Source organism: Streptomyces sp. NPDC086777, assembly GCF_040702065.1.
Taxonomy (GTDB): domain Bacteria; phylum Actinomycetota; class Actinomycetes; order Streptomycetales; family Streptomycetaceae; genus Streptomyces.
Window position 1 is genome coordinate 19863 of sequence record NZ_JBFBJI010000058.1, and the last position, 23478, is coordinate 43340.

The 23478-nt window shown below is 75.2% G+C and carries 22 protein-coding genes and 2 pseudogenes; 11 read left to right on the plus strand and 13 right to left on the minus strand.

All coding sequences use genetic code 11. From position 1 onward, the window contains the following. Positions 1–12: 12 nt before the first annotated feature. From AB0472_RS42825 to AB0472_RS42855, 7 genes are all read right to left on the minus strand, one after another. A complete protein-coding gene (locus AB0472_RS42825) occupies positions 13–915 on the minus strand; it encodes a YihY/virulence factor BrkB family protein (RefSeq protein WP_366364800.1) in 903 nt (300 codons plus the stop codon). Next, entirely contained in the window at positions 905–1441 is a 537-nt protein-coding gene (locus tag AB0472_RS42830; RefSeq protein WP_366364801.1) for a hypothetical protein, read from the minus strand. Before AB0472_RS42830 ends, AB0472_RS42825 begins: the two co-directional genes overlap by 11 nt. Then, complete coding sequence (locus tag AB0472_RS42835; protein WP_366364802.1) at positions 1438–2406, minus strand: DUF6286 domain-containing protein; 969 nt, start codon at positions 2404–2406, stop codon at positions 1438–1440. Before AB0472_RS42835 ends, AB0472_RS42830 begins: the two co-directional genes overlap by 4 nt. Beyond that, positions 2403–2588 (minus strand): hypothetical protein, encoded by a 186-nt coding sequence (locus AB0472_RS42840; protein WP_366364803.1) that lies wholly within the window; start codon positions 2586–2588, stop codon positions 2403–2405. The genes AB0472_RS42835 and AB0472_RS42840 overlap by 4 nt, the downstream gene beginning before the upstream one ends. Before the next feature lie 50 nt (positions 2589–2638). Continuing rightward, positions 2639–3142 (minus strand): Asp23/Gls24 family envelope stress response protein, encoded by a 504-nt coding sequence (locus tag AB0472_RS42845; RefSeq protein WP_366364804.1) that lies wholly within the window; start codon positions 3140–3142, stop codon positions 2639–2641. Positions 3143–3279: 137 nt separating this feature from the next. Beyond that, on the minus strand, positions 3280–3924 hold the full coding sequence (locus tag AB0472_RS42850; RefSeq protein WP_366364805.1) for a fasciclin domain-containing protein: 645 nt from the start codon (positions 3922–3924) through the stop codon (positions 3280–3282). 81 nt (positions 3925–4005) lie between these two features. Next, on the minus strand, positions 4006–5592 hold the full coding sequence (locus tag AB0472_RS42855; protein WP_366364806.1) for a molybdopterin-dependent oxidoreductase: 1587 nt from the start codon (positions 5590–5592) through the stop codon (positions 4006–4008). Between the two features lie 291 nt (positions 5593–5883). Here AB0472_RS42855 and AB0472_RS42860 point away from each other — a divergent pair, with 291 nt between their 5' ends. The 3 genes from AB0472_RS42860 to AB0472_RS42870 are packed head-to-tail and all read left to right on the plus strand — an operon-like array spanning position 5884 to position 7468. After that, complete coding sequence (locus AB0472_RS42860) at positions 5884–6459, plus strand: sigma-70 family RNA polymerase sigma factor (RefSeq protein ID WP_366364807.1); 576 nt, start codon at positions 5884–5886, stop codon at positions 6457–6459. Then, positions 6456–7109 carry an Asp23/Gls24 family envelope stress response protein gene (locus AB0472_RS42865; protein ID WP_366364808.1) on the plus strand — a complete coding sequence of 218 codons (654 nt, stop codon included), beginning with the start codon at positions 6456–6458 and terminating at the stop codon, positions 7107–7109. Before AB0472_RS42860 ends, AB0472_RS42865 begins: the two co-directional genes overlap by 4 nt. Further along, positions 7106–7468 (plus strand): hypothetical protein, encoded by a 363-nt coding sequence (locus AB0472_RS42870; RefSeq protein WP_366364809.1) that lies wholly within the window; start codon positions 7106–7108, stop codon positions 7466–7468. Before AB0472_RS42865 ends, AB0472_RS42870 begins: the two co-directional genes overlap by 4 nt. 114 nt (positions 7469–7582) lie before the next feature. Here the strand turns inward: AB0472_RS42870 and AB0472_RS42875 are convergent, their stop codons facing one another. The 3 genes from AB0472_RS42875 to AB0472_RS42885 form a co-directional block, all read right to left on the minus strand. Beyond that, positions 7583–8338 (minus strand): anti-sigma factor, encoded by a 756-nt coding sequence (locus AB0472_RS42875; protein WP_366364810.1) that lies wholly within the window; start codon positions 8336–8338, stop codon positions 7583–7585. Further along, the gene (sigK, locus tag AB0472_RS42880; RefSeq protein ID WP_366364811.1) at positions 8335–8919 is read right to left on the minus strand and encodes an ECF RNA polymerase sigma factor SigK; all 585 of its coding nucleotides are present in this window, start codon (positions 8917–8919) and stop codon (positions 8335–8337) included. Before sigK ends, AB0472_RS42875 begins: the two co-directional genes overlap by 4 nt. A 175-nt stretch (positions 8920–9094) precedes the next feature. Further along, positions 9095–9715, minus strand: coding sequence for a hypothetical protein (locus AB0472_RS42885; RefSeq protein ID WP_366364813.1), 621 nt, complete (start codon positions 9713–9715; stop codon positions 9095–9097). A gap of 98 nt (positions 9716–9813) precedes the next feature. On the opposite strand from AB0472_RS42885, the pseudogene AB0472_RS42890 reads away from it, so the two are divergent. Both AB0472_RS42890 and AB0472_RS42895 read left to right on the plus strand, forming a co-directional pair. Next, positions 9814–9924 (plus strand): annotated as a pseudogene (locus AB0472_RS42890) ((2Fe-2S) ferredoxin domain-containing protein); the annotation flags it as partial. A 166-nt stretch (positions 9925–10090) separates the two neighbouring features. Then, the gene (locus AB0472_RS42895; protein WP_366364814.1) at positions 10091–11335 is read left to right on the plus strand and encodes a serine hydrolase domain-containing protein; all 1245 of its coding nucleotides are present in this window, start codon (positions 10091–10093) and stop codon (positions 11333–11335) included. Position 11336: 1 nt separating this feature from the next. On the opposite strand, the gene AB0472_RS42900 is transcribed toward AB0472_RS42895, so the two are convergent. After that, on the minus strand, positions 11337–14108 hold the full coding sequence (locus AB0472_RS42900) for a LuxR family transcriptional regulator (protein WP_366364816.1): 2772 nt from the start codon (positions 14106–14108) through the stop codon (positions 11337–11339). Between the two features lie 199 nt (positions 14109–14307). On the opposite strand from AB0472_RS42900, the gene AB0472_RS42905 reads away from it, so the two are divergent. From AB0472_RS42905 to AB0472_RS42925, 5 genes are all read left to right on the plus strand, one after another. Beyond that, complete coding sequence (locus AB0472_RS42905; protein WP_366364817.1) at positions 14308–17067, plus strand: AAA family ATPase; 2760 nt, start codon at positions 14308–14310, stop codon at positions 17065–17067. A gap of 31 nt (positions 17068–17098) precedes the next feature. Further along, on the plus strand, positions 17099–18064 hold the full coding sequence (locus tag AB0472_RS42910) for an alpha/beta hydrolase (RefSeq protein WP_366364818.1): 966 nt from the start codon (positions 17099–17101) through the stop codon (positions 18062–18064). Positions 18065–18137: 73 nt separating this feature from the next. Next, entirely contained in the window at positions 18138–19166 is a 1029-nt protein-coding gene (locus tag AB0472_RS42915) for a helix-turn-helix domain-containing protein (protein WP_366364819.1), read from the plus strand. Continuing rightward, entirely contained in the window at positions 19160–20119 is a 960-nt protein-coding gene (locus AB0472_RS42920; RefSeq protein ID WP_366364821.1) for a helix-turn-helix domain-containing protein, read from the plus strand. The genes AB0472_RS42915 and AB0472_RS42920 overlap by 7 nt, the downstream gene beginning before the upstream one ends. A 130-nt stretch (positions 20120–20249) precedes the next feature. Further along, the gene (locus tag AB0472_RS42925; protein ID WP_366364822.1) at positions 20250–20714 is read left to right on the plus strand and encodes a DUF5709 domain-containing protein; all 465 of its coding nucleotides are present in this window, start codon (positions 20250–20252) and stop codon (positions 20712–20714) included. A gap of 25 nt (positions 20715–20739) precedes the next feature. Here the strand turns inward: AB0472_RS42925 and AB0472_RS42930 are convergent, their stop codons facing one another. After that, positions 20740–21609: a LysR family transcriptional regulator gene (locus AB0472_RS42930; protein WP_366364824.1), complete on the minus strand. Its 870-nt coding sequence runs from the start codon at positions 21607–21609 to the stop codon at positions 20740–20742. Positions 21610–21871: 262 nt separating this feature from the next. Next, positions 21872–23098 carry an MFS transporter gene (locus tag AB0472_RS42935; RefSeq protein WP_366364825.1) on the minus strand — a complete coding sequence of 409 codons (1227 nt, stop codon included), beginning with the start codon at positions 23096–23098 and terminating at the stop codon, positions 21872–21874. Positions 23099–23353: 255 nt separating this feature from the next. Here AB0472_RS42935 and AB0472_RS42940 point away from each other — a divergent pair. Continuing rightward, positions 23354–23478 (plus strand): annotated as a pseudogene (locus AB0472_RS42940) (esterase); the annotation flags it as partial.

Below are 23478 nucleotides of genomic sequence, written 5' to 3' on the forward strand. Positions count from 1 at the left end.
CGGCCGGGCCCGCTACGGCCCGCCCCGCGGGCCCGCCGCACCGGCCGGAGCGGCGAGCTCGGCGGCGAACTGCGCTCCGGTGAGCAGCGCCAGGTTCGACAGCCAGAGCCAGACGAGGAAGACGACGATGCCCGAGAGCGAGCCGTACAGCCTGCTGTAGGCGCCGAGCGTGGCGGCGTACGACGAGAAGCCCGCGGAGACGGCCAGCCACAGCGCGGCGGCCAGCACGCCGCCGGGCAGACTGTGCCGGCGCCGGCGCGCGACCGCCGGACCGGTGTGGAAGACGACCACGACCAGCAGCGCGACCAGGCAGAGCAACACCGGCCAGCGCAGCAGACTCCACGCCCAGGCCACCGTGGTGTCCATGCCGAAGGAGCGGCCGACGGCCTCCGCGAGCGGCCCGGTCAGCAGGAGGGCGAGCGATCCGACGAGGAGCAGACCGAGCAGCACGAGCGCGGTGAGCACGATGCGGGGCGCCGTGCGCCAGGTCGAACGCCGGTCCTCGACGCGGTGCATGCGGTGCAGGGCGCGGCGGAACACGGCGAGATAACTGGACGCCGACCACAACGCGCTGGCCGTGCCCGTCACGAGCAGCGGCCAGGCCGTCCCGTCCGTGTCCAGCGCGTGGACGAGGGCGGTGTGCAGTTCGGCGCCGGACTCGGCCGGGGCGTAGGCGGTGACGTGGCCGACGAACTCCGCGGCCGTGCCCGGGCTGATCAGACCGACCGCCGGCACCGTCGCCAGCAGGGCGGGAAGCACGGTCAGGATCGCGTAGTACGTCAGCGCCGCCGCGTAGTCCGTGATGTCGTCGTTCCACAGCGACACCGGCGTGCGCCTCAGCGCGGGCCACCAGGCGGCGGGCGGCCGGAACGCGGCGGTGCGGCGGGCCCGGTTGGGGTACGGCTCAGCGGACATGGGGCTTGCGGTGCGAGACGGCACTCAGACGGACCCTTGCGTGTGTCGTGTACGGGGCCACCGCGGTGGCGGCTTCCGCCATCATCGCGTGGAGAGCGGGCAGCACGGGTTCCGGGGCCGTGCCGGTTTCCAGCCAGACCCGCAGCTCCACCTCCAGTCGTCGTCCCCGGCGGGGGAGCACCCGGGCGCGCCCGCGGGCGACGCCGGGGACGGTCGCCACGCGGTCCGCCAGCGCCTCGGCCAGCGCCCGGGCACGCACCGTGCAGCCGGGGGACGGCAGGGCGAACCGCCGCATCGGGCCCCGCCGGAACCGGCTCAGGAACCAGAGCGCGAACAGCACGGTCAGCGCGATCGACGCGGTCATGACGGCGGGCGTCCACCAGCCCGCGCCGTGCGGCCCTACCCAGGAGGAACGGTCCGCGCGGGCACGGTCCGCCGTGGTCGCCCACCAGCCCGTGAGGAGAAGGGCCAGTCCCATGACGCCGAGGACGCACCGGTTGACGGCCGTACTGGTCGAGCGCGTCACCGGTCGCCTCCCGGGAGACCGCCGGTGACGGGTACGGCTTCGGGCGGGACCGGGCCCGCCGTCGGGGCGGGCGGTCGCCAGGCCGGCTCCGGGACGACGGTGACCCGCACCCGGGGGCCGCGGCGGAGGAGGCAGGCGGCCAGGGCCGTGCGGGCGGCGGCCGTAGCGGCGGTGTGCGCCTGCTGCCGGTCGCCGAAGGCGAGTACGGCCCGCACCGCGACCCGCCGGCTTCGCACCCGTACCCGTACCGGTCCGATGCCGGCCACGTCTCCCACCGCGTCACGGACCAGGGCCGTCACCGCCGAGCGGTCGACCGCGACACCGAAGCGGTCCGTTGTGCCGCGGACGGTGCACTGCCGACGGCGACCAGGGGTGAGGGCGAGCACGATCAGCCAGGTCCCGGCCAGGGCCACCAGCCCGCCCGCGACGGTGACAGCGGGACCACCGGGCCGGTTCCCGGACAGCCAGTGCACGGTGGAGGTCCGCCAGGCGGCGGCGGCCCGGTGCGCGAGGTGCACCCGCGCCAGGTCGAAGGCGAGCGTGCCGAAGGCCAGGGTGGCCGCCCAGGTCAGCAGGGCGACGGGGATCCGGCGCTCGGACCACCAGCGCCGCGGGGTGCTCTTCGCGTCGGCCGTCCCGGCCGGGGCGGCCAGGGGACCGGCGAGCATCGCCGGGGCCAGTGAGGTGACGCCGACACGCGCGGTCGGCACCTCAAGCCCCGTCAGCTCCCGGATACGCTCCACCACATGCCGCTGGACATCGTGCACGGACTCGGCCAGCGGTGCCGGATACGGCAGCGTCACCCTGAGGGACACCTCCGCCCTCCGGCCGCGTACGGACGCCGACGCCCGGGCCGTGCGGGCACCGTCCCGGGTTCGGAGCGCCTCGGCGGCCGCCTGCTCGGCGACCCTGCGCACCACCCGCTCCGCGACGACGGTGGTACCCCGCTCCGCGGCGGCGGTCATCGGCGCATCCGCTCGAACGCGTCCCGCGCCGCCCGGACACCTCCGCCGTCCTCGGCCCACCGGCCCAGCACCCAGCCCAGCGCGCCCAGCGCCGCCACCAGCAGGAAGGCGCCGAACCCGCCGAACCAGCCGGCGAACGCCAGGGCCGTACCCGCGACCATGCCGACGAACGGTGTGCTCATGTACCCGTCCACCTCTCACCCGGATCCGCTTCTGCCCGTGCCCGGACGCGCTACTCCACCCGCGCCCCGGTCACGGCCGCCGACTCCTCGTCGTCGGGCAGCCGGACGTCGTTGACCGTGATGTTCACCTCGACGACCTCAAGGCCGGTGACGCGTTCCACCGCCGAGACGACGTTCTCCCGTACGTCCTGGGCGACGTCCATGACGGACACCCCGTACTCGACGACCAGCTCCAGGTCGATCGCCGTCTGCCGCTCGCCCACCTCGACCTTCACGCCGCGCCCCACGTTGGGGCGGCCGCCCGGCACCCGGTCGCGCACCGCGCCGATGGTGCGCGAGAGGCCGCCGCCCATGTCGTACACGCCGGGGATCTCCCGGGCGGCGATGCCCGCCACCTTCACGACGACGACGTCGGCGATCGACGTGCGGCCGCGGTCGGCGGCCGGCTGGTCGGCCCCCACGGTGCCGCCGGACACGGCGGTCGTCCCCTGGGGCGGCCTGCCCGGCTGCGTGGTGGGCAGGTTCCTGGCGACCGGAGCGGTCTGTGTGGTCATGGCGTTCCTCTCTCCGTCTCGCTGTGCTCTCACTTCCTCAGACCCGCCCCTGCCGGATCCGTGACGGGGAATCCGCAGAAAACCTCGGGGCGCCGCCGAAGCGGCACCCCGAGGTGGCACCCGGAGGTGGCGGTCCGTCAGCCGGCGGGCATCAGGACGCTGTCGATGATGTAGACGTTGGCGTTGGCGGTCCTGACGTCGCCGCAGACCACCTTGGCGGAGTCGTTCACGGTGTAGGACTCGCCGGAACCGGACGTGGTGACCTTCGACTTCTCCAGCGTGTCGAAGGAGCCCTTCGCCAGGTCCTTCGGGGCCAGCTTCCGGCCCACCACGTGGTAGGTGAGGATCTTCGTCAGCTGGGCCTTGTCGTTCAGGACCTTGTCCAGGGTGGCCTTCGGGATCTTCGCGAAGGCGTCGTTGGTCGGCGCGAACACGGTGATGTTCTGGGCGTTGTTGAGGGTGTCGACGAGCCCGGCCTTCTTCACCGCCGTCACCAGCGTGGACAGGGCGGGGTTGTTGGAGGCGGCGGTGGCCACCGGGTCCTGGGCCATGCCGTCGAAGGAACCGGCGCCGTCCTTGGGGACCGAGGAGCAGGCCGGGCCGAACGGCTTGTCCGCGGCCGCGGTGGCGGAGCCGCCCATGTCGCCGCCGGACGCCGACGCCGTGCTTGCGGAGCCCGACTTGCCGGAGTCGTCGCCGTTGTCCGAACAGGCACTCAGGGCGAGCGGGAGTACGGCGGCCGCGGCCACGGTGACGGCGACACGGCGGATACGGGTGTTCATGGTGTTTCTCCTGGTGATCGATTACAGGTCGGTGCGGCCGGGGCGGCAGCACACGGGGATGGGAACGGGTGGCTGTGGGGATCAGTCGACGGTGACGACCACGGAGTGCCATCCGCCGGCGCCGTCGGGGATGGTGCGGGTGCGCTCGGCGGTCTGCACCCGGCCGGTGCGGTCGGTGGCGCGGACGGTGAGGGTGTGGCCGCCCCTGGTGGCCCGCCAGGGGAAGGACCACTGGCGCCACGTGTCGCGCGAGTCCTCCGCCGCCAGCCGGGCCTCCTGCCAGGGGCCGTCGTCGACCCGTACCTCGACCCTGTCGATGCCGCGGTGCTGGGCCCAGGCGACTCCGGCGACCATCACCGTCCCGGCCGTCGGCCGTGCGAACGGCCTCGGGGTGTCGATCCGCGACTCGGTCCTGACCGGTGCCTGGCGGGCCCAGCCGCGCTTGACCCAGTACGGGTCGTAGGCGTCGAACCTGGTCAGCTCGATGTCCTCGATCCACTTGCAGGCGGAGACGAAGCCGTACAGGCCGGGCACCACCATGCGGACCGGGAAGCCGTGGGCGAAGGGCAGCGGTTCGCCGTTCATGCCCAGGGCGAGCAGGGCGTCGCGGCCGTCCATGACGTCCTCGACCGGGCTGCCGATCGTCATCCCGTCCACGGAACGGGCCACCAACTGGTCGGCCGGGCCACCACGGGAGGGCGGCTCGACCCCGCACTCGGCCAGCAGCTCCGCCAGCCGTACGCCGATCCAGCGGGCGTTGCCCACGTACGGGCCGCCGACCTCGTTGGAGACGCACGTGAGCGTGATGTCCCGTTCGACCAGCTCGCGGCGGAGCAGGTCGGTGTAGGAGAGGACGACCGGGTGGGTGACGCCGTCGCCGTGGATACGCAGCCGCCAGGTCGTGGCGTCCACCTCGGGCACCACCAGGGCGGTGTCCACGCGGTAGAAGTCGCCGTTCGGCGTGATGAAGGGGCTCACCCCCGGGATGCGCAGGCCGGCGCCCCTGGGCACGGCCGGGGCGGGCGAACCGGGTGCGGGCAGCACCGCGTTCCGGCGGGAGGCGACCGCGTCCCGCGCGCCGGCCACGCTCAGCGAGCGGCCGAGCAGGCCGGCACCGGCCGACGCCACGGCCGCGGTGCCCGCCGCGATCACGAAGCCACGCCGGTCCCAGCCCGCGCCGGGCGACGGAGTGCCGGGCCCGGCGGCCCGGGGCTGCAGGAGACGCCCCACGAGGACGTACAGCAGGACGGCTCCGGCGGCGGCGCCCGCCACGGAGGGCAGCGCGTCCGTGACGCCGGCCGAGTCCGGCCTGCTCGTCGCCGCGACCGCGCCGACGGCTCCGAACACCAGCACGCCGGCCGCGCCGGTGCGCCTGAACCGGAGCGCGAGAACTCCCAGCGCCAGTGCGAAGAGCGCGAGCACCGCGAGAATCCCGAGCCGGAGCACCAGTTTGTCGTCGGAGCCGAAGTGCCGGATCGCCCAGTCCTTCACGGCGGCGGGCGTACGGTCGATCGCCGCACCGCCGACCGCGACGACCGGCCCGGCCTGCGGACGCACGGCTCCGGCCACCGCCTCGGCCACCGCGAGCGCGGCGCATCCGGCCAGGGCGCCGCTGAGCGCGCCCAGCGGCAGCGGTGCCCTGGCGGGTTTCCTCTCGTTCTCCGTCACGGGGGGAATCCGGCTCCGAAAGCCGGGCGGATTGGTCGCTCCCACGATCGGGTGAAGGTGGATTTCCGACCAATCCGCGTCGGCTCCGGTTACGGAAAAAGAGGGAAACCGAACGACGGGAAGGGACGGACGGAGTCTCCCTCCGCACGGTGACCGTCCCTGCTCGAAAGCCCTCCGTAACGGCGGCGGCGCGACGGTGTCCAACCTTCTGAAGGCCGGACGGGAGACGAGAGGAGCCGCCCAGTGGCGGGGGACCGCACACCGAGCGCACCGCCGGACGCCGGTGCCGACATGCTTGGCAGGGCCGGTGCCGACCTCCCTGCCGACCCGCCCGACGACGTCCTGCTGGCGGTCCGGGCCGGGGAGGGCGACGAGGACGCCTTCGCCGTGCTGGTGCAGCGGCACGCACCGGCGCTGATCCGGCTCGCCACGCGTCTGCTCGGGACCGGCAGCGAGGCGGAGGACGCCGTGCAGGACGCCTTTCTGAGCGCCTGGCGGCGGCTGCCGGAGTTCCAGGGGCGGTCCTCGTTCGGCACCTGGATGTACCGGATCGTCACCAACCGGTGCCTCAACGTGCTGCGGGCCCGCCGGCCCGTGGCCCCGCTGGAAGCGGCCGGCGACCTGCCGGCGGCCGAGCACACCGCCTCCCCGGCCCGCATCACCGAGGCCCACGAGGCCGTCCGCGAACTGCGCGACGCCCTCGACCTGCTGTCGGCCGAGCAGCGGGCCTGCTGGGTGCTGCGGGAACTGGACGACCGGTCCTACGAGTTCATCTCGGACACGGTGGGCATCAGCCAGGAGGCCGTCCGCGCCCGGGTGTTCCGCGCACGCCGTTGTCTGACACAAGCACTGGGGGCCTGGCGATGACCGACCGCACCGAGCCGCCGAACCGCGCGCCCGACGACGACGAACTCCTGCCGTGCGGACGGCTGTTGTCCCGGACCTGGGACGACTGGGAACGACAGGCCGACGACCCGCACGCACGGTCCTGCCCGCACTGCCGGGAGGCGGTGAGCGAACTCGACCGGCTGGAGTCCGCGGTGCGCGGCCTCCGGCAGGAGACCGGGGACACCACCGCCTACGACGCCGGGCCGCTGACCCGGCGGATCATGGAAGTCGTCCGTCTCGAACTGCGTCCGGGCCGCCCGGTGCCCCTCGGTGAACCGGCCGAGGACCTGTGGATCATGGAGGCGGTCGCGGCCCGCGCCCTGCGCGCGGCGGCCGAGACGATCCCGGGCGTCCGCGCCGGTTCCTGCCGCCTCTTCGCCACCGCCACCGCCACCGCTGCCGACAGCGACGCTGACGCCTGTCTCGATGCCGACGGTGCGGTCGGGGTCCGCCTCGACATCCATGCCCCGGCCGACGCCCCCCTGCCGGACCTAGCCGCCCAGGTGCGCGCCCGGGTGTGGGAGGCCGCGGAACGCGAACTGGGCATGGTCGTGGCGGCGGTGGACATCCGTGTCACCGACCTCGTGGAGACCATGGCCGACGACGGCCGGGAAGGCCGTACGCCATGACCGTGAACCGCGAGAACAGCGCGCACGGAACGCTCGTCGCGGAAGTCGCCACGGCGGTGGAGGGCGTGCCGGGGGTGGCCTTCCTCAGGCCGGGGCTGGCCGACCGGCTGCGCTCCGCCCTCCCACGGCCCACGGCGGGCGCGCCGGGCACGGGCGGGACACCGCCCGCCGGTGTCCGCATGACCCGTCCGGACGGTGCCGGCCCCTGGCACGTCGAGATCCACGTCGTCGCGCTCCGGCAGGAGAGGGCCGTGGACGTGGCCCGCCGCGTCCGGGACGCCGTCGAGCACCGCCTGGACGTCCTGGTGCCCACGCGGCCCGCGACGCGGGTGACCGTGACGGTCACGGGCCTCGTCTGACGCCCCGGCCTCCTCGTCGAGCCCGCGTACGGGGCGCTCGCCGAGCCCGCGTACGGCCCCCGTACCGACCGCGTACGGCCCCCGCGCAGCCCTCTCGCCCAGCAGCCCTCTCGTTCAGCCCGGGAAGGCCAGCAGGGCGAGCGGGGCGGAGGTGGGCCGCTTCGAGCCGCCGGCGGGTTCGACGGTGACGCCCACACCCGACGCTCCGTCGACGGCACCCCGCAGCAGGACGGTCTGGTCGCTGCGGCCGGGGTCCATCAGGCCCGCCGACCGCATGGTCCCGGCGTCGTCGAACCACAGCTGGTAGACCTTCCCGCCGGGCGGGTGGGCCATCCCCGAGACGGCGAACACGGCCCGGTCCTGGCCGCGGGAGACGACGACGGTGCCGGTGGCGCCGCCGGTGAGGGCGGCGGCCCGGGTCCTGGCGTCCGGCGCGGCCAGTACGGCGGCGATCTCGTCCGTCGCCTGCGTGGCGTGCCGCGCCCGGTCACGGGCGTCCTCGGCCTGCTGGTGCTGCCACAGGGCGGTCCCGCCGAGCGCCGCTGTCGCCGCGAGGCAGGCGGCGAGCGCCCACCTGGACAGCGCCCGGGCCCGCAGGCCGGACCGGACGGACGGGGACTGGGGAGCTCTGCCGGGCGTCTCCTGACGGACCGTGGTGATCCGGCGCAGCACCTGTTCACGGAGGGCGGGAGCGGGCGGCACGGCGACGGCGAGGCCCAGCCGGGCCGCGGTCGCGGACAGTTCGGCCGTCTCCTGCGGGCACGTCTCGCAGCCCTTCAGATGACGCTCGAACGCCGCGCTCTCCTCGTCGGACAGGGCGTGCAGGGCGTAGGCGCCCGTCAGCCGGTGCAGGTCTGCGGTGGTCGTCACGCGGTCACCCCCAGGCAGTCGCGCAGCCGGATGAGCCCGTCGCGCAGCCGGGTCTTGACGGTCCCCAGCGGGAGCGCCAGCGCCTCCGCCACCTCGCGGTAGGTCAGCCCCCGGTAGTACGCCAGCGTGACGGCCTGGTGCTGGAGCTCGGTGAGGGTGCGCAGACAGCGGCGCACCTGTTCCCGCTCCAGTCGTGCCTCCACGTGCTCGGCCACCTCGTCGAACTCGGGCACCCGTTCCAGGAGCGCGGCCTTGTGGTCCCGGGCGGCCGCCGCGTCGACCGAGCGCACCCGGTCCACCGCCCGGCGGTGCGCGAGCGTGAGGATCCAGTTGATGACCGTGCCCCGGTCGCGCCGGTAGCGGGGAGCGGTCCGCCAGACCTCCACCAGCACCTCCTGAGCCACCTCCTCCGACTGCGCCTGATCACGCAGCACGGCACGCACGACACCCAGCACCGGTCCCGCCACCGAGTCGTAGACGCCGGCGAACGCCTCCTCGTCCCCGAGCGCCACCCGGCCCACCAACTCCTCCAGGTCAGGCCCGTTCGAGGGTTTCGGGCTGATATTTACCGCTTCTTTCACCGAGGGCCTCCACGGTCGGGACATGTCCGGGCGTAATCCGTTCCCGCCGGGACTGCGGATTGGTCGCGGTGACGATGAAACCCGCAGATCGCGTGCGCGCCGCTCGAGCCGCCCGAGCCGCGGGGGTCGCCTCGGGCGGGCGAGGGTGTTCGAGGCCGGTTCGATCGTGCGGGCGTCACACCGCCGGTGGGTCTTCGGCAAGGGCTTCTTCCGCGAACTCCGGCTCGAAGCTGACCCTCCACAGCCGGTTCAGCATGATCTCCACGGGGGGCAGCGGGGCGCGGGACATGACTTGCGCGGTGACCCGGAGGTAGACGGCCTTCTCGGCGGCAGCGGAGCGCAGCAGTGCGCAGGCAGCCTTTCTCACCCAGACCGGGTGGGCTCCGGCACCCTCGCGCTCGTACGGGCGGTGTGCGGTCAGCATGTGCTGCTCGGCCAGGTCCATCCGGCCGTCCAGCGCTTCAACGGCGGCCTGCGTGAGAAGTCGGCTCGCCGAGCTGTCCTGTGGGCCGCGATATGCCGGCTCTCTGGCCGCGGCCGGCTGCCCCACCCTGAGGATCTCCGTAATGATCATCCCCTCCAGATCGCGGTTGTTACCGAACCGGCGGGCCGGCCGGCGAGACCTGCCCGCCGGGTCGGAGCAGGGGCCGAGCCGCAGATAGGGGAGCAGCTCTCCAACGACCCTCTTGTGTGTGAAGGGATGAAGGACCGTCAGGGGTGCCGGCATATGGCACGCGGCCGTGAATCCCGTCCGTTCGGTCATGGCTTCGAAGTACTGCCCGGCGGCACCGCGCACTTCTCGATCTCCTCGGTCCGCCACCGCCGCCAGGAGCTGACGGGCCTGGTCCGCGGGAGGGACGGGACTGGCGGCGGTGGCGGCGACGAGGGTGAGCCGACGCCACCGAGGACATCGCCCGCCGGGTACGGGAAGGCGGTCCCGGCGTCGCCCCCTGCCCCGACATCCTCGACCTGTACGTGTTCACACCGCCCCGCAGGGCGCGCTGAGACGGGGCGGACCGTGGAGCAGCCGGCCAGACCGGGCCGGCCGAGCCGGAGGGGGGCTACGTACACCCCGCATCCGGTGGGAAGTCCCATCCTCCCGCGGGTCCCGTTCCGGTTGGCTGGTGGTCGTCACCGACCGGGACACCCACCAGCAACGGGGGATTCGACCATGCAGATGCCGTCGTCGAGGAAGGCCGGGGTCGCCCTGCCGGCCGCAGCGCTGCTCGCCCTGGCCTCACCCGTGACCGCGACCGCCGTCACCGCCGGGCACCACCCGGCCGCGCCGCACTCCTACGGCGTGGCCGCCCTCCGCCAGGACCTGGCAGCCGTACGGCAGGCCGGGGGAGGCGATGTGAACGTGCTCGCCCGGGTCGACCGGGCGGACGGGGCGGCGCTCGTGGCGCGCCTCGGCACCCGGGCCGCCGGCTCCTCGGCACCGGTCCCGTGGAACGCGCACTTCCGTGTGGCGAGCACGACGAAGACGTTCACCGCCACCGTGGTCCTCCAACTCGCCGCCGAGAAGAAGCTGTCGCTGGACGACACCGTCGAGCACTGGCTGCCGGGGGTCGTCGACGGCAACGGCAACGACGGCGGCCGCATCACCGTCCGCGACCTGCTCCGCCAGACCAGCGGCCTGTACGACTACGTGGACGACCCGGAGATCCGGGACCGGCTGGTCAACCACTTCGACGAGAACCGCTACGACACCACCCCGGCCGCCGACCTGGTGGCGGTGGCGATGAGGCACCGGCCGCTGTTCGTGCCGCGGCCCGGCGGAGCCACCCGGTGGGCGTACTCGAACACCAACTACCTGGTCGCCGGAATGATCGCCGAGAAGGCCGGCGGCGCGAGCTGGCAGGACCTCGTCGCTCACCGGGTGATCGCGAAGCTGGGGCTGCGGAACACCTCCGTCCCCGGGCTCGACCCGTATCTGCCGGAGCCGTACGTACGGGCGTACCTGACGACCGCGGACGGCGGGCGGCTCGACGTCACCGAGCACAGCTTCCAGCACACCGCCGACTCCGGCGTGGTGAGCACCACCGCCGACCTGGACACCTTCTTCCGCGCCCTGGCCGGCGGCCGGCTGCTGCCCGCCGAGCAGTGGCGCGAGATGCGGCAGACCGTCGAGCGGACCGACGACCCGGAGGACGTCGCCGAGATGCCCGAGGGCACCTACGGCCTCGGGCTGCGCAGGATCCCGCTCTCCTGCGGCGGTTACTACTACACCCACGAGGGCGACGGGGCGGGCGTCAACACCCGCCCCGCGGTGAGCGCGGACGGCAGGCGCGCGGTGACCGTCTCCCTCACCACCACGACCGCGCCGCCGGACCTCGCCGTCCTCAACCGGGCCACGGGCGCGCTCGTCGACCACGCCCTGTGCGACCGGCCCGCCGAGGGCTCCCGCAAGCGGTAGGTCAGCCCCGGTCCTCCTGCGTGAGGGCGTCGCGGAGCTGGGCCCTGGCCGTGATGCCGAGCTTGGGGAAGATCTTGTGCAGGTGGTAGCCGACAGTACGGGGGGAGAGATAGAGACGGGCCGCGATGTCGCGGTTGGTCAGGCCCTGGGCGGCCAGTTCGGCGATCCGGCGTTCCTGCGGGGTGAGTTCGCCTGCGGGGGCGGGGCCGGTCGCCGCGCCTGCCGCCCGGAGCTCCGCCGTCGCCCGCTCGGTCCACGGGCGGGCGTCCAGGCGCTGGAAGCACTCCAGGGCCGCGTTCAGGTGCGGGCGGGCCTCCGCGCTGCGGCGGCGCCGGCGCAGCCACTCGCCGAAGTCGAGGTGGGCGAGGGCCTTCTCGAACGGCCAGCAGTCGGTGGCCGGGGCGTCGAGGGCGGCACGGAAGTGCCGTTCGGCGTCGTCGGTGTCGGTCAGCAGGGCGGTGGCCCGGTGCAGTACGGCGGCCAGCCGCGGGGACGGGTCCGGCTTCAGCTCCTGCCGCACGGCGTCGGCCACCGTGCGCGCGTCGTCCGCCCGCCCCGCGCGCACCGCCGCGGCCGCCAGGTCACCCAGGTGGTAGAGCGAGGCGTGGTAGTGGACGGGGGCCGGCCGGAAGTCCCGGGTGAAGGTGGCACGCAACTGCTCGTAGGCGTCCGCGTGGTCGCCGGCGGCGAACGCCGCCATGCCCATGGCGTACCGGTGGCGGACCTGGAGGCTCAGCGACCTGCGCAGGTCCACCCCCCGCACGGCGTGCATCGCCGCGGTCCTGGCGGCCGCGTGGTCGCCCCGGAGCGCGCGCAGGGTGGCCCGCAGCACCCCGGCGCCCACGGTCACGTTGTCCGCCCCCGCCTCCGTCGCCATCCAGAACGCCTCGTGTGCCGCGTCCTCGGCCGCCGTCCACGAGCCGCTCTCGAACAGGGCGAGGGCGAGCGCCTGGGTCACGGTCGCGTTCGTGCCCGCGCTGCCGGCCCGCCGCAGGACGTCCATGGTCAGCCCGAGGACGCGCACGGCCTGCTCGGTCTCGTCCAGGATCCAGGTCGTGCCGCCCAGCGCCGTGAGGTTGCCGAGCGACTCCTCGCGCGCCAGGGCGGCCAGCCCCGCCGCCAAGTGCCCTTCCAGAAGGGGCCGTTCGTGAACGGGGTCGATGACCGCCCGGGCCCAGGCGCGGCCGGCCGGGTCGTCGTCCCCGTCGATCAGACCGCTGATCCGGTCGAGTTCGGCGCGGTGGCGGGTCGCGCCGGAGTTGTAGACGGAGGTGGCGGCGGTGCTCAGCGCACCGAGGGCGAGGTCCGGAGCCGAGGCGGCGGTGGCCTCGGCCACCTCCAGCAGAAGCGCCAGCGCCTCCTCGTGACGGAGGGTCACCCCGAGGGCCCAGCCGCCCAACAGCGAGGCCTCGGCACGCAGCCGGGGATCCCCGGTCAGCTCGCCGACCCGGCCGCTCAGCTCGCCGACCCACTGCGGATGACCGGCGAACATCGCCGCCTGCGCGGCCGCCAGCAGGCGCCGGGCCCGCAGATCCGGCGCCGGGGTCAGCTCGGCGGCGCGTTCCAGCGCGGTCGCGGCCGCCGCGTAGCCGCCCCGGCCCCGGGCCCGCTCGGCGCTCTCCGCCAGGGCGTCGGCGACCTCCGCGTCCTGGCCGGTCGCCGCGGCGGCCAGATGCCAGGCCCGGCGGTCCGGCTCCCCGGCCAGCGCGGCGGCCAGGACGAGATGGGCCTGCCGGCGCTCCTGGAAGGAGGCCGCGTGGTAGACGGCCGAGCGCACCAGCGGGTGCCGCAGCAGCACCGCGCCGTCCGCCACCCGCACCAGCCCGGCCCGCTCGGCGGGGTCCAGCGCCGCCACCACGTCCAGCTCGGGGGCGGCCCGTATGAGGTCGCTCAGCCGGGCCGGGCCGGCCGCGGCCGCCAGGAGCAGGGCCGCCCGGGTGGGTGCGGGCAGGCCGGGCAGGTCGGCGGCGAACAGGTTCTCCAGGCGCGCGGTCAGCGGCAGCGTGGCACCCCCGGCCCCGCCGGCCCCCGTGTCCCCGGTCCGGCCCCGGGCCAGCGCGCGGGGCAGCTCGATCAGGGCCAGCGGATTGCCGGCCGCCTGCCGGAGGATCTCGGCCCGTGCCTTGCCACGCGGCGCATCCGGCTGCGCGTCGAGGAGCTGCCCGGCCGCGGAACGGCTCAGCGGGCCCACCGTGATCTGCGGGAAGGCCCGGTCGAAGCGGGCCGGCACGCCGTCCTCGCGGGCGGCGAGCAGCAGTACCACCGGCCTGCCCTCCAGCCGCCGGGCGAGGAAGGCCAGGACGTCCACCGAGCCGAGGTCCAGCCACTGGGCGTCGTCCACCAGCAGGAGCAGGGGCCGGCGCGCGGCGGCCTCGGTGATGAGCCCGAGGACGCCGACGCACAGGGTCAGCTGGTCGAGTTTCAGCTCGTACTCCGCCGCCTCCGGGCCGAAGGCGCGGTCCAGCACCTCCCGGTGCGCCGCGGGCAGGCCCTCGCCGGGCAGCAGCGGGTGCAGCAACTGGTGCACGCCCGAGAGCCCCAGACCCGCCTCGCCCTCGCTGCCGCGCACCCGCAGGACCCTAAGGCCCCGGTCCCGGCCCCGCTCGGCCGCCAGGTCCACGAGAGTGCTCTTGCCCGCACCCGGCTCCCCGGTCAGCACCAGCACCTGCGGACCGCTGCCGTCCACCGCCCCCAGCAGCCGGTCGAGGCGGGCCAGCTCGCCGGCCCGGCCCAGGATGCCCTGGCCGAAGGGGTGCTCGGTACCGGCGTGCATGAACCGTCCTTGTCGTCGGGGCCGCCGAGGCGCTGATACCGCAATCCTGCCAGCGGCCGGCGGCAGGACGGGAACCGCGGGCAGCGCGCACCGGCCGGCCGCGGGCGCCGGTGACCGGTCATGTGACAGAAGCGCCCCTGTCCGGTCTCCGCGACAATGGCCCTGGTCAGGGAAAACGCACCAGCGGGGGAGTACGTGCATGACGGTCCGCCCATCCCAGCAGTCCACGACCGGCGACGAGAGCGCCGTACTGGGCCGGGACGGTGAGATCGCGCGGATCCTGCGGTGCGCGACGCGCGAGCCGGGCACGCCCCAGACCCTGCTCCTCCTCGGCGGGGAGGGGACCGGGCGTACGGCACTGCTCCGGCACGTCCGGGACCGGGCCACCGCCGAGGGCGTACTGGTGCTGGCCGCGCAGGGCTGGGCCGAGGACCCGCAACACGCGCACGCCTGCCTGCACCAGCTGCTGACGCCGTCCGTGCGCGACGAACTCGCCGCGCTGCCCGCCGCCCAGCAGCGGCTGCTGACGGCCGCACCGCACCCGGACGGTCCGGCGGCGGACGGGACCGAGCTGCACGCGGCGGTGACCGCGTTGCTGGACCGGCTCGCCGGGACGGGTCCGGTACTGGTGTGCGTGGACGACGCCGACCTGTGCGGCCGCGCCTTCCCGGAGGCACTGTTCGCCGCGGTCCGGCACCTGACCGGCCGCGCGCTGTCGGTGCTGCTCACCGCACGCCACGAGGCGGCCCTGCCCGCTCCGCCGCCCGGCACCGAGACCCTGTGGCTGGGCCCGCTCGACGGCACCTCGGCCGCGGCCCTCCTCGACCGGCAGCCGGCCGCGCCCACCGGCCGGCACCGGCTGGAGATCCTCGCGGAGGCCGAGGGCAACCCGCTGGCCCTCGTGGAACTGGCCCGCGGAGCGGCGGACCCCGCCACCTCGGTGCGGCGCACGCACGTCTTCGGCGCCCGGGTCGACGCACTGCCCGCCCGGACCCGCCGGGCCCTGCTGTACGCGGCGGCCGCGGGACCCGGCGGGACCGTCGCCGCGGTCATGGCCGCCCTCGGCAGCGGCGACCTGGCGGTGTGGGCGCCGGCCGAGGCGGCGGGGCTGATCGCGCTGGCCGAGGACCGGTTCGCCTTCGGGCATCCGCTGGCCCGCTCGGCCGCCTACCTCGGGCGCCCGGCCGGCGAGCGCCAGCAGGCCCACCGTGAGCTCGCCAGGGTCGCCGTGCGGCCCGAGGTCAAGGCCCGGCATCTGGCCGTCGCCACCGTGGGCGCGGACGCGTCCGTCGCCGCCGCCCTGGAGGTCTCCGCCTGGCGGCGCGGGGACGCGGTGGAGGCCGCACGCGCCCTGGAACAGGCGGCCCGGCTCAGCCCACGGCCGCCGGAACGCGCCCGCCGGCTGGCCGAGGCCCTGACCGCGGCCCACGCGGCGGGCGACCCCGGCTGGGTCCGCGAGCTGTACGAACGCCTCGTCCAGGAAGGGGCCGGGCCGGAGTCCGGGTGCGTCGCGGCAGGTGCGCTGGCCTCCGCGCTCTCCCAGGAGTCGGCCCAGCGCGCGGCCTTCGAGCTGCTGACGGACGCCTCGGAGCACTTTCCGGCCGTCGACCGGTCCCTGGCGCTCGCCCTCGCCGGCCTGGCGGCGGGCATCGCCGCCCAGTCCGGGCTCCCGGAGCACACGGCGGCCCTGCCCGGGCTGCTCGACCGGGCCCGGCAGGCCGAGGCGTCCGGGCGGTGGCGGCCCGCGACGACCGGACCGCCGACCCGGCTGGACACCGCCCACACCCGGCAGTCCCTGGCCGCGCTGGTCCCCGCCATCGCCCGGCCCCGCTCCGCCGTCACCGGTGCTCCGCCGAGCCGCGGCACGGCGCACGGCACGCCGCCTGCCGACCGCACAATCCTCGCTGCGGCCGCCCGCCAGGCCGACGGGGCGGACGTGGACCTGGGGCAGTCGCGGACGGCCGACGAGCGGCTGCGCGGCGCCCGCGCCTTCGGGCTGCGCGGCTGGTCGGTGCTCCCCCTGGTGGACACCCTGCTGGCCACCGGGCGGCTCGCCGAGGCCGGGAGCGTGATCGAGGACGCGCTGACGGAGGCCGCGGTGCTCCGCCTGCCGCGCCTGCGGGCCGACCTGGAGACGCAGGCGCTGACCGTACGGGCGCTGCGCGGCACCCTGCCGCCGGAGCCCTGGTTCACCCCCTCCGTGTGGCGGGCCGTCTGCCTGAACGAGAACCGGGCCACCCACGCCCGGCTGCTGCGCGCCCGCGGACTCGCCTCCGTCACGCGCGGCGACATGGAGGACGCCTGGCGGCGGTTCAGCGGCCTGTTCACCGCCGACGGCGCACCTCTGCACCCCTTCCTGTCCGCGCGGGCCGTGGCCGAACTCGCCGTCACCGCCCAGCGCACCGGACGGTCGGCCGAGGCACTGCCGATCCTGGACCGGGTCAGGGCCGAACAGGGGGACCGCCCCAGCACCAGGATGACGCTGCTCCTGCACCACGCCACCGCCCTGGTCGGCCCGGACCGGGACGCCGAGCAGCACTTCCAGCTCGCGCTCGTCAACCACGGGGCGAACCGCTGGCCCTGGGAGTGCGCCCACGTCCGCCTCAACTACGCGATCTGGCTGCGCCGCTGCCGCCGTACCCTGGAGGCGCGCCGGCAGCTGACCACGGTCCTGGAGACCGCCGAACACCTCGGCGCCGGCGCCCTCGCGGCCGCCGCCGGCAGCGAGTTGCGCGCGAGCGGTGCGGCCCCGGCCCCGGCGGACGCGGGTCTGCTGGAGCAACTGACCGCGCAGCAGCGGCAGATCGTCCAGCTGGCGGCGCGCGGCCTGTCGAACCGGGAGATCGGCGAGCGGCTCTTCCTGTCGCCGCGTACCATCGGCTCGCACCTGTACAACGTATATCCCAAACTCGGCATCAGCAGCCGCCATCAGCTCCGTGACCTGGTACAGGGCCGGTGAGGGCACCCGAGGACCGGCCGGAGGAACGCCCATGACGTCCGCAGGACCGGGGGGCGCCGTCGTCCTCGACCCCGTGGTGCAGCGCCTGGTCAGCGCCGCCGCCGTGCCGCCCACCCTCGACGACCTCGGCCCGGACGCGGCACGGCAGGCGCTGCGGGAGACCCAGGCCGACCGGTTCGAGGACTTCGCCGTGGACGCCGTCTTCCACGTGGCACCCGTCGGCCCCGCGGGGCTGCTCGGCTTCTGGACCGTACGCCCGGCCGGGGCGCGCGGTCCGCTCCCGGCCCTGCTGTACCTGCACGGCGGCCGGTGGGCGCTCGGCGACGCCCAGACCCACGCCCGGCTCATCAGCGAACTCGTCACCGGCGCCGGTGTGTGCGCCCTCGTCCCCGAGTACAGCCGCGCCCCCGAGGCCCGCTACCCGGTGGCGCTGGAGGAGTGCTACGCCCTGCTGACCTGGGCGGTCACCCAGGCCGACGCGCTCGCGCTGGACCCCGGCCGGCTGGCGGTGGCCGGCGACTGCGCGGGTGCCACGCTGGCGGCCGCCGTGACCATGCTGGCGAAGACCCGGCACGGACCGCGGATCAGCGCGCAACTGCTCTACTACCCGCTGACCGACGCCGGTTGCGACAGCCCCTCGCAACGCCGGTTCGCCACCGGCTACCTGCTCACCGGCCGGGCGCTGCGCGCCTACTGGCAGCGGTACGTCGCCGACCCGGCGTACCGGAGCGAGCCCACCGCGGCTCCGCTGCGGGCGCGCCCGGAGGAACTGGCGGGGCTGCCGCCGGCCCTGGTCGTCACCGCGGAGGCCGACGTGGCCCGTGACGAGGGCGAGCAGTACGCGCGGCAGCTGTCCGAGGCCGGAGTCGACGCGCTGGCCGTGCGGTTCCTCGGGACCATCCACGACTTCGTGGCGCTGCACGCCCTCGCCGACAGCGCGCCCACCCGGGCGGCCCTGCTGACCGGCTGTGCGTTTCTGCGGGCCCGTCTGCGGTGACGGGCCCGGCACCGGCGCATGACCAGTCGGCCGACTGATGCGCCGGTACCGGCCGCCGGGCGAGGCTGAGGCCATGGCAACCGCGATCGGCTCCCACGAGGAGATACGCCGGCCCCCGGCCGGCGCGACGAGTGAACGGGCCAGGGTGCTGACCACCCGCTCGGTTCCGCCGGAGCAGAGCCTTGAGTACTGGCACGACGCCGTGCTCGACACCCTGGTGGGGATGGACATCGCCGCCGAGGGCGATACCTACGACGCCACCCTGCGCACCGACCGCCTCGGGGGCCTCCGGATCACCACGGTGGAGGCCGACCCCGGCCGGGTCCACCGGACGCCGCGCCTCATCGCCCGCGGCGACGGCCGGGAGATCTTCGTGGCCGTCCAGAGCACCGGCCGGGCCCGGGTCGAACAGGACGGCCGCGATGCCGAGCTGGGCACCGGCGACATCGCCTTCTTCGAGACCCTGCGCCCCTTCCGCACCGCCTTCCCGGACCGCTTCCGGCTGAAGATCTTCGCGGTCCCGCGCCCGCCGCTGGGGCTCTCGGAGGCCGACGTGCGACGGCTCACCGGCCGCGCGATCCACCCGCACGACGGGCTCCCCGCCCTGCTCGGGCCGCTGCTGGAACGGCTGGCCGACACCTCCGCGTCGTACACGTCGCCGACGGCGGAGCGGCTGGCCGAGAGCGTCGTCGAACTCGTCGCGGCCACCGCCGCGGACCGGCTCGGGGCGGACCCCGCCGACCTGCCCGGCGCCGAAGGCGTGCTGCTGCTGCGCATCAGGACCTACATCAGCTGGCACCTGTCGGACCCCGCGCTGACCCCGGCCGTCATCGCCCGGGCGCACGGCATCTCGGTGCGCTACCTGCACCGGCTCTTCCAGGCCGAGGACACCACCGTCTGCCAGTGGATCCGCGACCGGCGGCTGCGCGAGTGCCGCCGGGAACTCGCCGCCCGCCCGGCGGGCCCGGTCAGCCTGGGCCAGGTCGCCCGGCGCTGGGGGTTCACCGGCGCGGCCGGGTTCGGCAAGGCCTTCCGCAGCTCCTTCGGGCTCTCCCCGACGGACTGGCTGGACCGGGTGCGGACCGAGGGGCCGCCGTGCTGACCGCCGTGTCCTGCACCACCCGGGACCTGGCCCCCGGCGACCGCCTCGACGCCTGGCAGCGCGTTTTGTCCCGGACCTTCGTGGACGTCGAGGTCACCGTCCAACCGGACCGCCCGTGGACCGGCGAACTGACCGCCGAACGGCTCGGCGCCCTCCAGATCGCCACCGAGGACTTCGGCCCCGGCGCGATCCTGCGCGCCGCCCGCACGGCCGCCGCCGATCCCCGTACCCATATCCTGGTCCGCCGCCAGCTGACCGGCACCGCCCTGCTGCTCCAGGACGGCCGCACCGCCGAGCTGCACCCCGGCGCCCTGGCCTTCCACGACGCGCGGCGCCCGTTCCGGATCGTGCTCCCCGAGCCGCAGCGGGCCCGGATCCTCATGGTGCCCCGCGCCCTGCTGCGCCTGGACGAACGGCAGTTGCACGCCCTCACGGCCGGCACCGTGGACGAGGCCGAAGGGGGCGCGGCCGCCCTGCTGCTGCCGCTGCTCGACGGACTCGTCGACGAGGTCACCCGGGCCACCGCGGCCCGCCGCGAACAGCTCGCCCGGACCGTCGTGGAGATCCTCGCGACCGTGGCCCTGGAGCGGACCGGCCGGCCGCCCGAGCCGGTCCTGTGGGAGCGGATCACCGCGTCCGTCCGGGACCGGCTCGGCGAACCCGGGCTCGGCCCGCGGGACATCGCCGACCAGCACGCCATCTCGCTGCGCTACCTGCACCGGCTCTTCCAGCGCGAGGGCACCACCGTGGGCGCCTGGATCCGGGCCCGCCGCCTGGAGGCCGCCCGCGCCGAGCTGGCGCTGCCCGGCGCCGCCCACCGGTCGATCGCCGCGGTGGCCGCCCGTTGGGGATTCGCCAGCCCCTCCCACTTCAGCCGGGCGTTCCGCGACACGTACGGGATGCCGCCGGCGCAGTGGCGGCGGACCGCGGGCGCCGCCGGGCCGGACGGCTGACCGCCCGCTGTCCGCCGCGCCCTGACGGCGACCATTTCGTGATCGCGGCCCTCGGCCGGGACCACGACCTCCTACCCTTTCCGGTTGACGGCCGGATCGAACTGACGGCCCGAGTGACGATGGAGTGCGCATGACCGACGAGGCGATGGGTGACGAGGTCTACCAGCCGGACGGTTCGGAGGTGCAGGACGACGCCGGGCTGCTGGACGCCTCGGACACGCTGGACTACCGGGCCGGCGAGGAGGCCCTGGACGAGGGCTACTCGCCGCCGGAGCGGCCCTGGGCCGTGGAGCACACGGGAGTGACGGCGGCGGAGGGGCTGCGCGGGGAGACCCTGGACGAGCGCCTCGCCGAGGAGGTGCCGGACATCGGCGTCCCGGACGGTGACGACCTCGGCGACACCTGGGACACGGACGGCGAACTCCTCGACGACGAGGTCGGCGACGGCCGCGCCGGACGGCTCCTCGCGCCGGACGAGGGCACGCACGAGGTCACCGACTCCGACCTGTTCGCCTCCGACCGCGGCCTGGACGGCGCCGGGGCGTCCGCGGAGGAGGCCGCGATGCACGTGATCCCCGAGGCGGACGACTTCTGACGCCCCGGAGTCCGGCGACTCCCGCTCAGGTGATGTGGCGCAGCAGCGCCGCGACGGCCGCCGGGGGCTCTCCCGGCGGCCGTACCACCATCACCTTCCAGCTCGGTGCGTGCCGGGCGAACCGGTAGGCCGTCAGGTCCGGGAAGCGGTGGGCGACGGTCGGCGGCATGACGCAGACGCCGAGGTCGGCGCGGACCAGTTCGTACGCGGCCACGATGTCGTTGACCTCGAAGGTCGTGGCGCGTTCGACGCCGGCCGCCCGGAACGCGCGGTCGGCCGCGTCCCGGATCGCCCAGCCGGGGGTGAACTCCACCTGCGGCAGCTCGGCGATGTCGGCCAGGTCGACCGTGCCCTGCGCACCGTTCACGGTGAGGCGGCGGCTGGGCGAGGCCACCAGGACCATCTCCTCGCGGGCCAGCAGCCTGGTGACCAGCCCGCGCTGCTGCTGGCGGTCCAGCGCCACCACCGCCAGGTCCACCGTGCCCTCGCGCAGCGCCTGCCGGATGTCGATGACCGCCGCCTGCCGCAACCGGACCACCACGTGCGGATGTTCCGCCCGCAGCGCGCTCAGCGCGTGGTGCAGGTTCGCCCACACCCCCTGCATGGTGCCGACCGTCACCCGGCCGTGCAGCTCGCCCCTGGTCGCGTCGACCGCCTCGCGGGCCAGCTCGGCGGCGCGCAGGGCCTGCCGGGCCGCCGGGACGAACGCCTCACCGGCCGGGGTGAGCCCGACCCGGTGCGTGGTCCGGGTGAACAGCGGGGTGCCCAGCTCGCGTTCGAGGGCCCGGACCGTGCCGGAGACGGCGGACTGGACCACGTGCAGCCGGCGCGCGGCCGCCGTGAACCCGCCCGCGTCCGCCACGGCGACCACGACTTCCATCTGCCGCAGGTCCATGATCCGCTCCCGGTGGCACGGCGCCCGCCTCGGTACGGCGGGGATCTCCGCCGCATCCTAGGCAGGCATCCGCTGCTCCCGGGTCCGCTCGGGCCCGGACCGGGGGAGTGTCGACCGGGTGCTCCGCCGGGAACCGCGCCTGCGGCTGTCCGGCGCGGATCACCCGCGAGACCGGGAGGGGGCCCTGGCACCGGCAGGGCACTCTGGGACCAGCAGGGCACTCTGGGACCGGCAGGCGTGAGGAAGTGGTGCCCCGGGGGCCCTACGCCGGGCGCTTCACCCCGTTCCGGCGCTCGGTCAGCCAGTACAGCAGCGCCAGGACCGGCAGGGCGGCCCCGAACAGGCTGACCGCACTCCACCCGCCGGACCGGAAGGCCATCGAGCCGAGCTGGGAGCCGACGGCGCCGCCGACGAAGAAGATCGCGATGAAGGCGCTGTTCAGACGCGCCCGGGCGAGCGGGTCGAGTTGGTAGACGGTGTGCTGGCCGAGGATCAGGCTGGTCTGCACGGCCATGTCGAGGGCGATGGCCGCGAGCCCGATCAGGACGACACTGCGCCCGCCGAACCCGGCGATCGCGAAGGCCAGCGCGGCGAGGCCGAACGCGGCGCCGGTCATCCGGTGGGTCAACCCGCGGTCGGCCCAGTGCCCGGCGAACGGGGCGACGGCCGCACCGGCCGCGCCGACCAGCGCGAACACCCCGACCCCGACGGCGGAGTAGTGGAAGCGCGGTCCGGTCAGCACATACGAGACGGTGGTCCAGAAGGCGCTGAAGGCACCGAACATCGCCGCCTGGTAGAGGCCCCGGCGCACCAGCGCCGGGTGCGTGCGCACGAGTGCCGCGGTGGAACGCAGCACGCGGTGGTACGGCACGGAGGTGGTGGGCGCGTGCCTGGGGAGGGCGAGCCGCAGCGCCACGCCCAGCAGGGCCATCAGGACGGCCGAGCCGAGGTACACGACCCGCCAGCCGGCCACGCCGGAGACCAGGCTGCTGAGCGTGCGGGACAGCAGGATGCCGGTGAGCAGGCCGCTCATCACCCGGCCCACCACCCGGCCCCGGGCGTGGTCGGGCGCCAGGCTCGCGGCGAACGGCACGAGGATCTGCGCCACCACCGAGGTCGCGCCGCTGATCAACGAGGCGATCAGGAGCATCGGGAACCCGGTCGCCAGACCGGCGGCCACCAGGGCGAGCGTGGTGACCGTCAGGAGCGCGGTGATCAGGCTCCGCTTCTCCAGCCGGTCGCCGAGCGGCACCAGGAAGATCATGCCGATCACGTAGCCGACCTGGGTCAGCGTGATCAGCAGACCCGCGGTGGTCTCGCCGATGTGGAAGACACCGCGCAGCTCGGACAGCAGGGGCTGGGCGTAGTACAGGTTGGCGACCGTCATGCCGGAGGCGACGGCGAACAGCGCGATCAGCCAGCCGGGCACCCCGTGGGCGGACTGCGCGGCCGCCTCCCGGCGCGGGGAGCGTATTTCGGACGACGACATCTGGGACACGGGACCTTCCTCACGAGCGGTGTTGCTCTCGTCATTGCACAGCGCTCCGCGGCCCGCCGTGCTTCCCCGCGCGCGGCGATGGTTCGGGATGGCAGTCATCTCGGCAGGAGATCGCAAGGCCGCGGGTGCGCTACGGGGCGGGTGGCCGTGCACTCGTGGGCAACCGCACGGCACACCGGGTGCCTACGGTGAACCGCGGCCGCACCGGAACGCCCGGTGCGGCGCACGCACTGCAGGGAGACGCGCATGTCCGAAGCCTTCACGCCCGTCACGCCGGTCCTCGAACCCGCCGCGCAGGCCTTCGTCGAGGCCACCGCCAACCCGCCCTACCTCTTCGACCTCGCCCCCGCCGAGGGCCGCAAGGCCGTCGA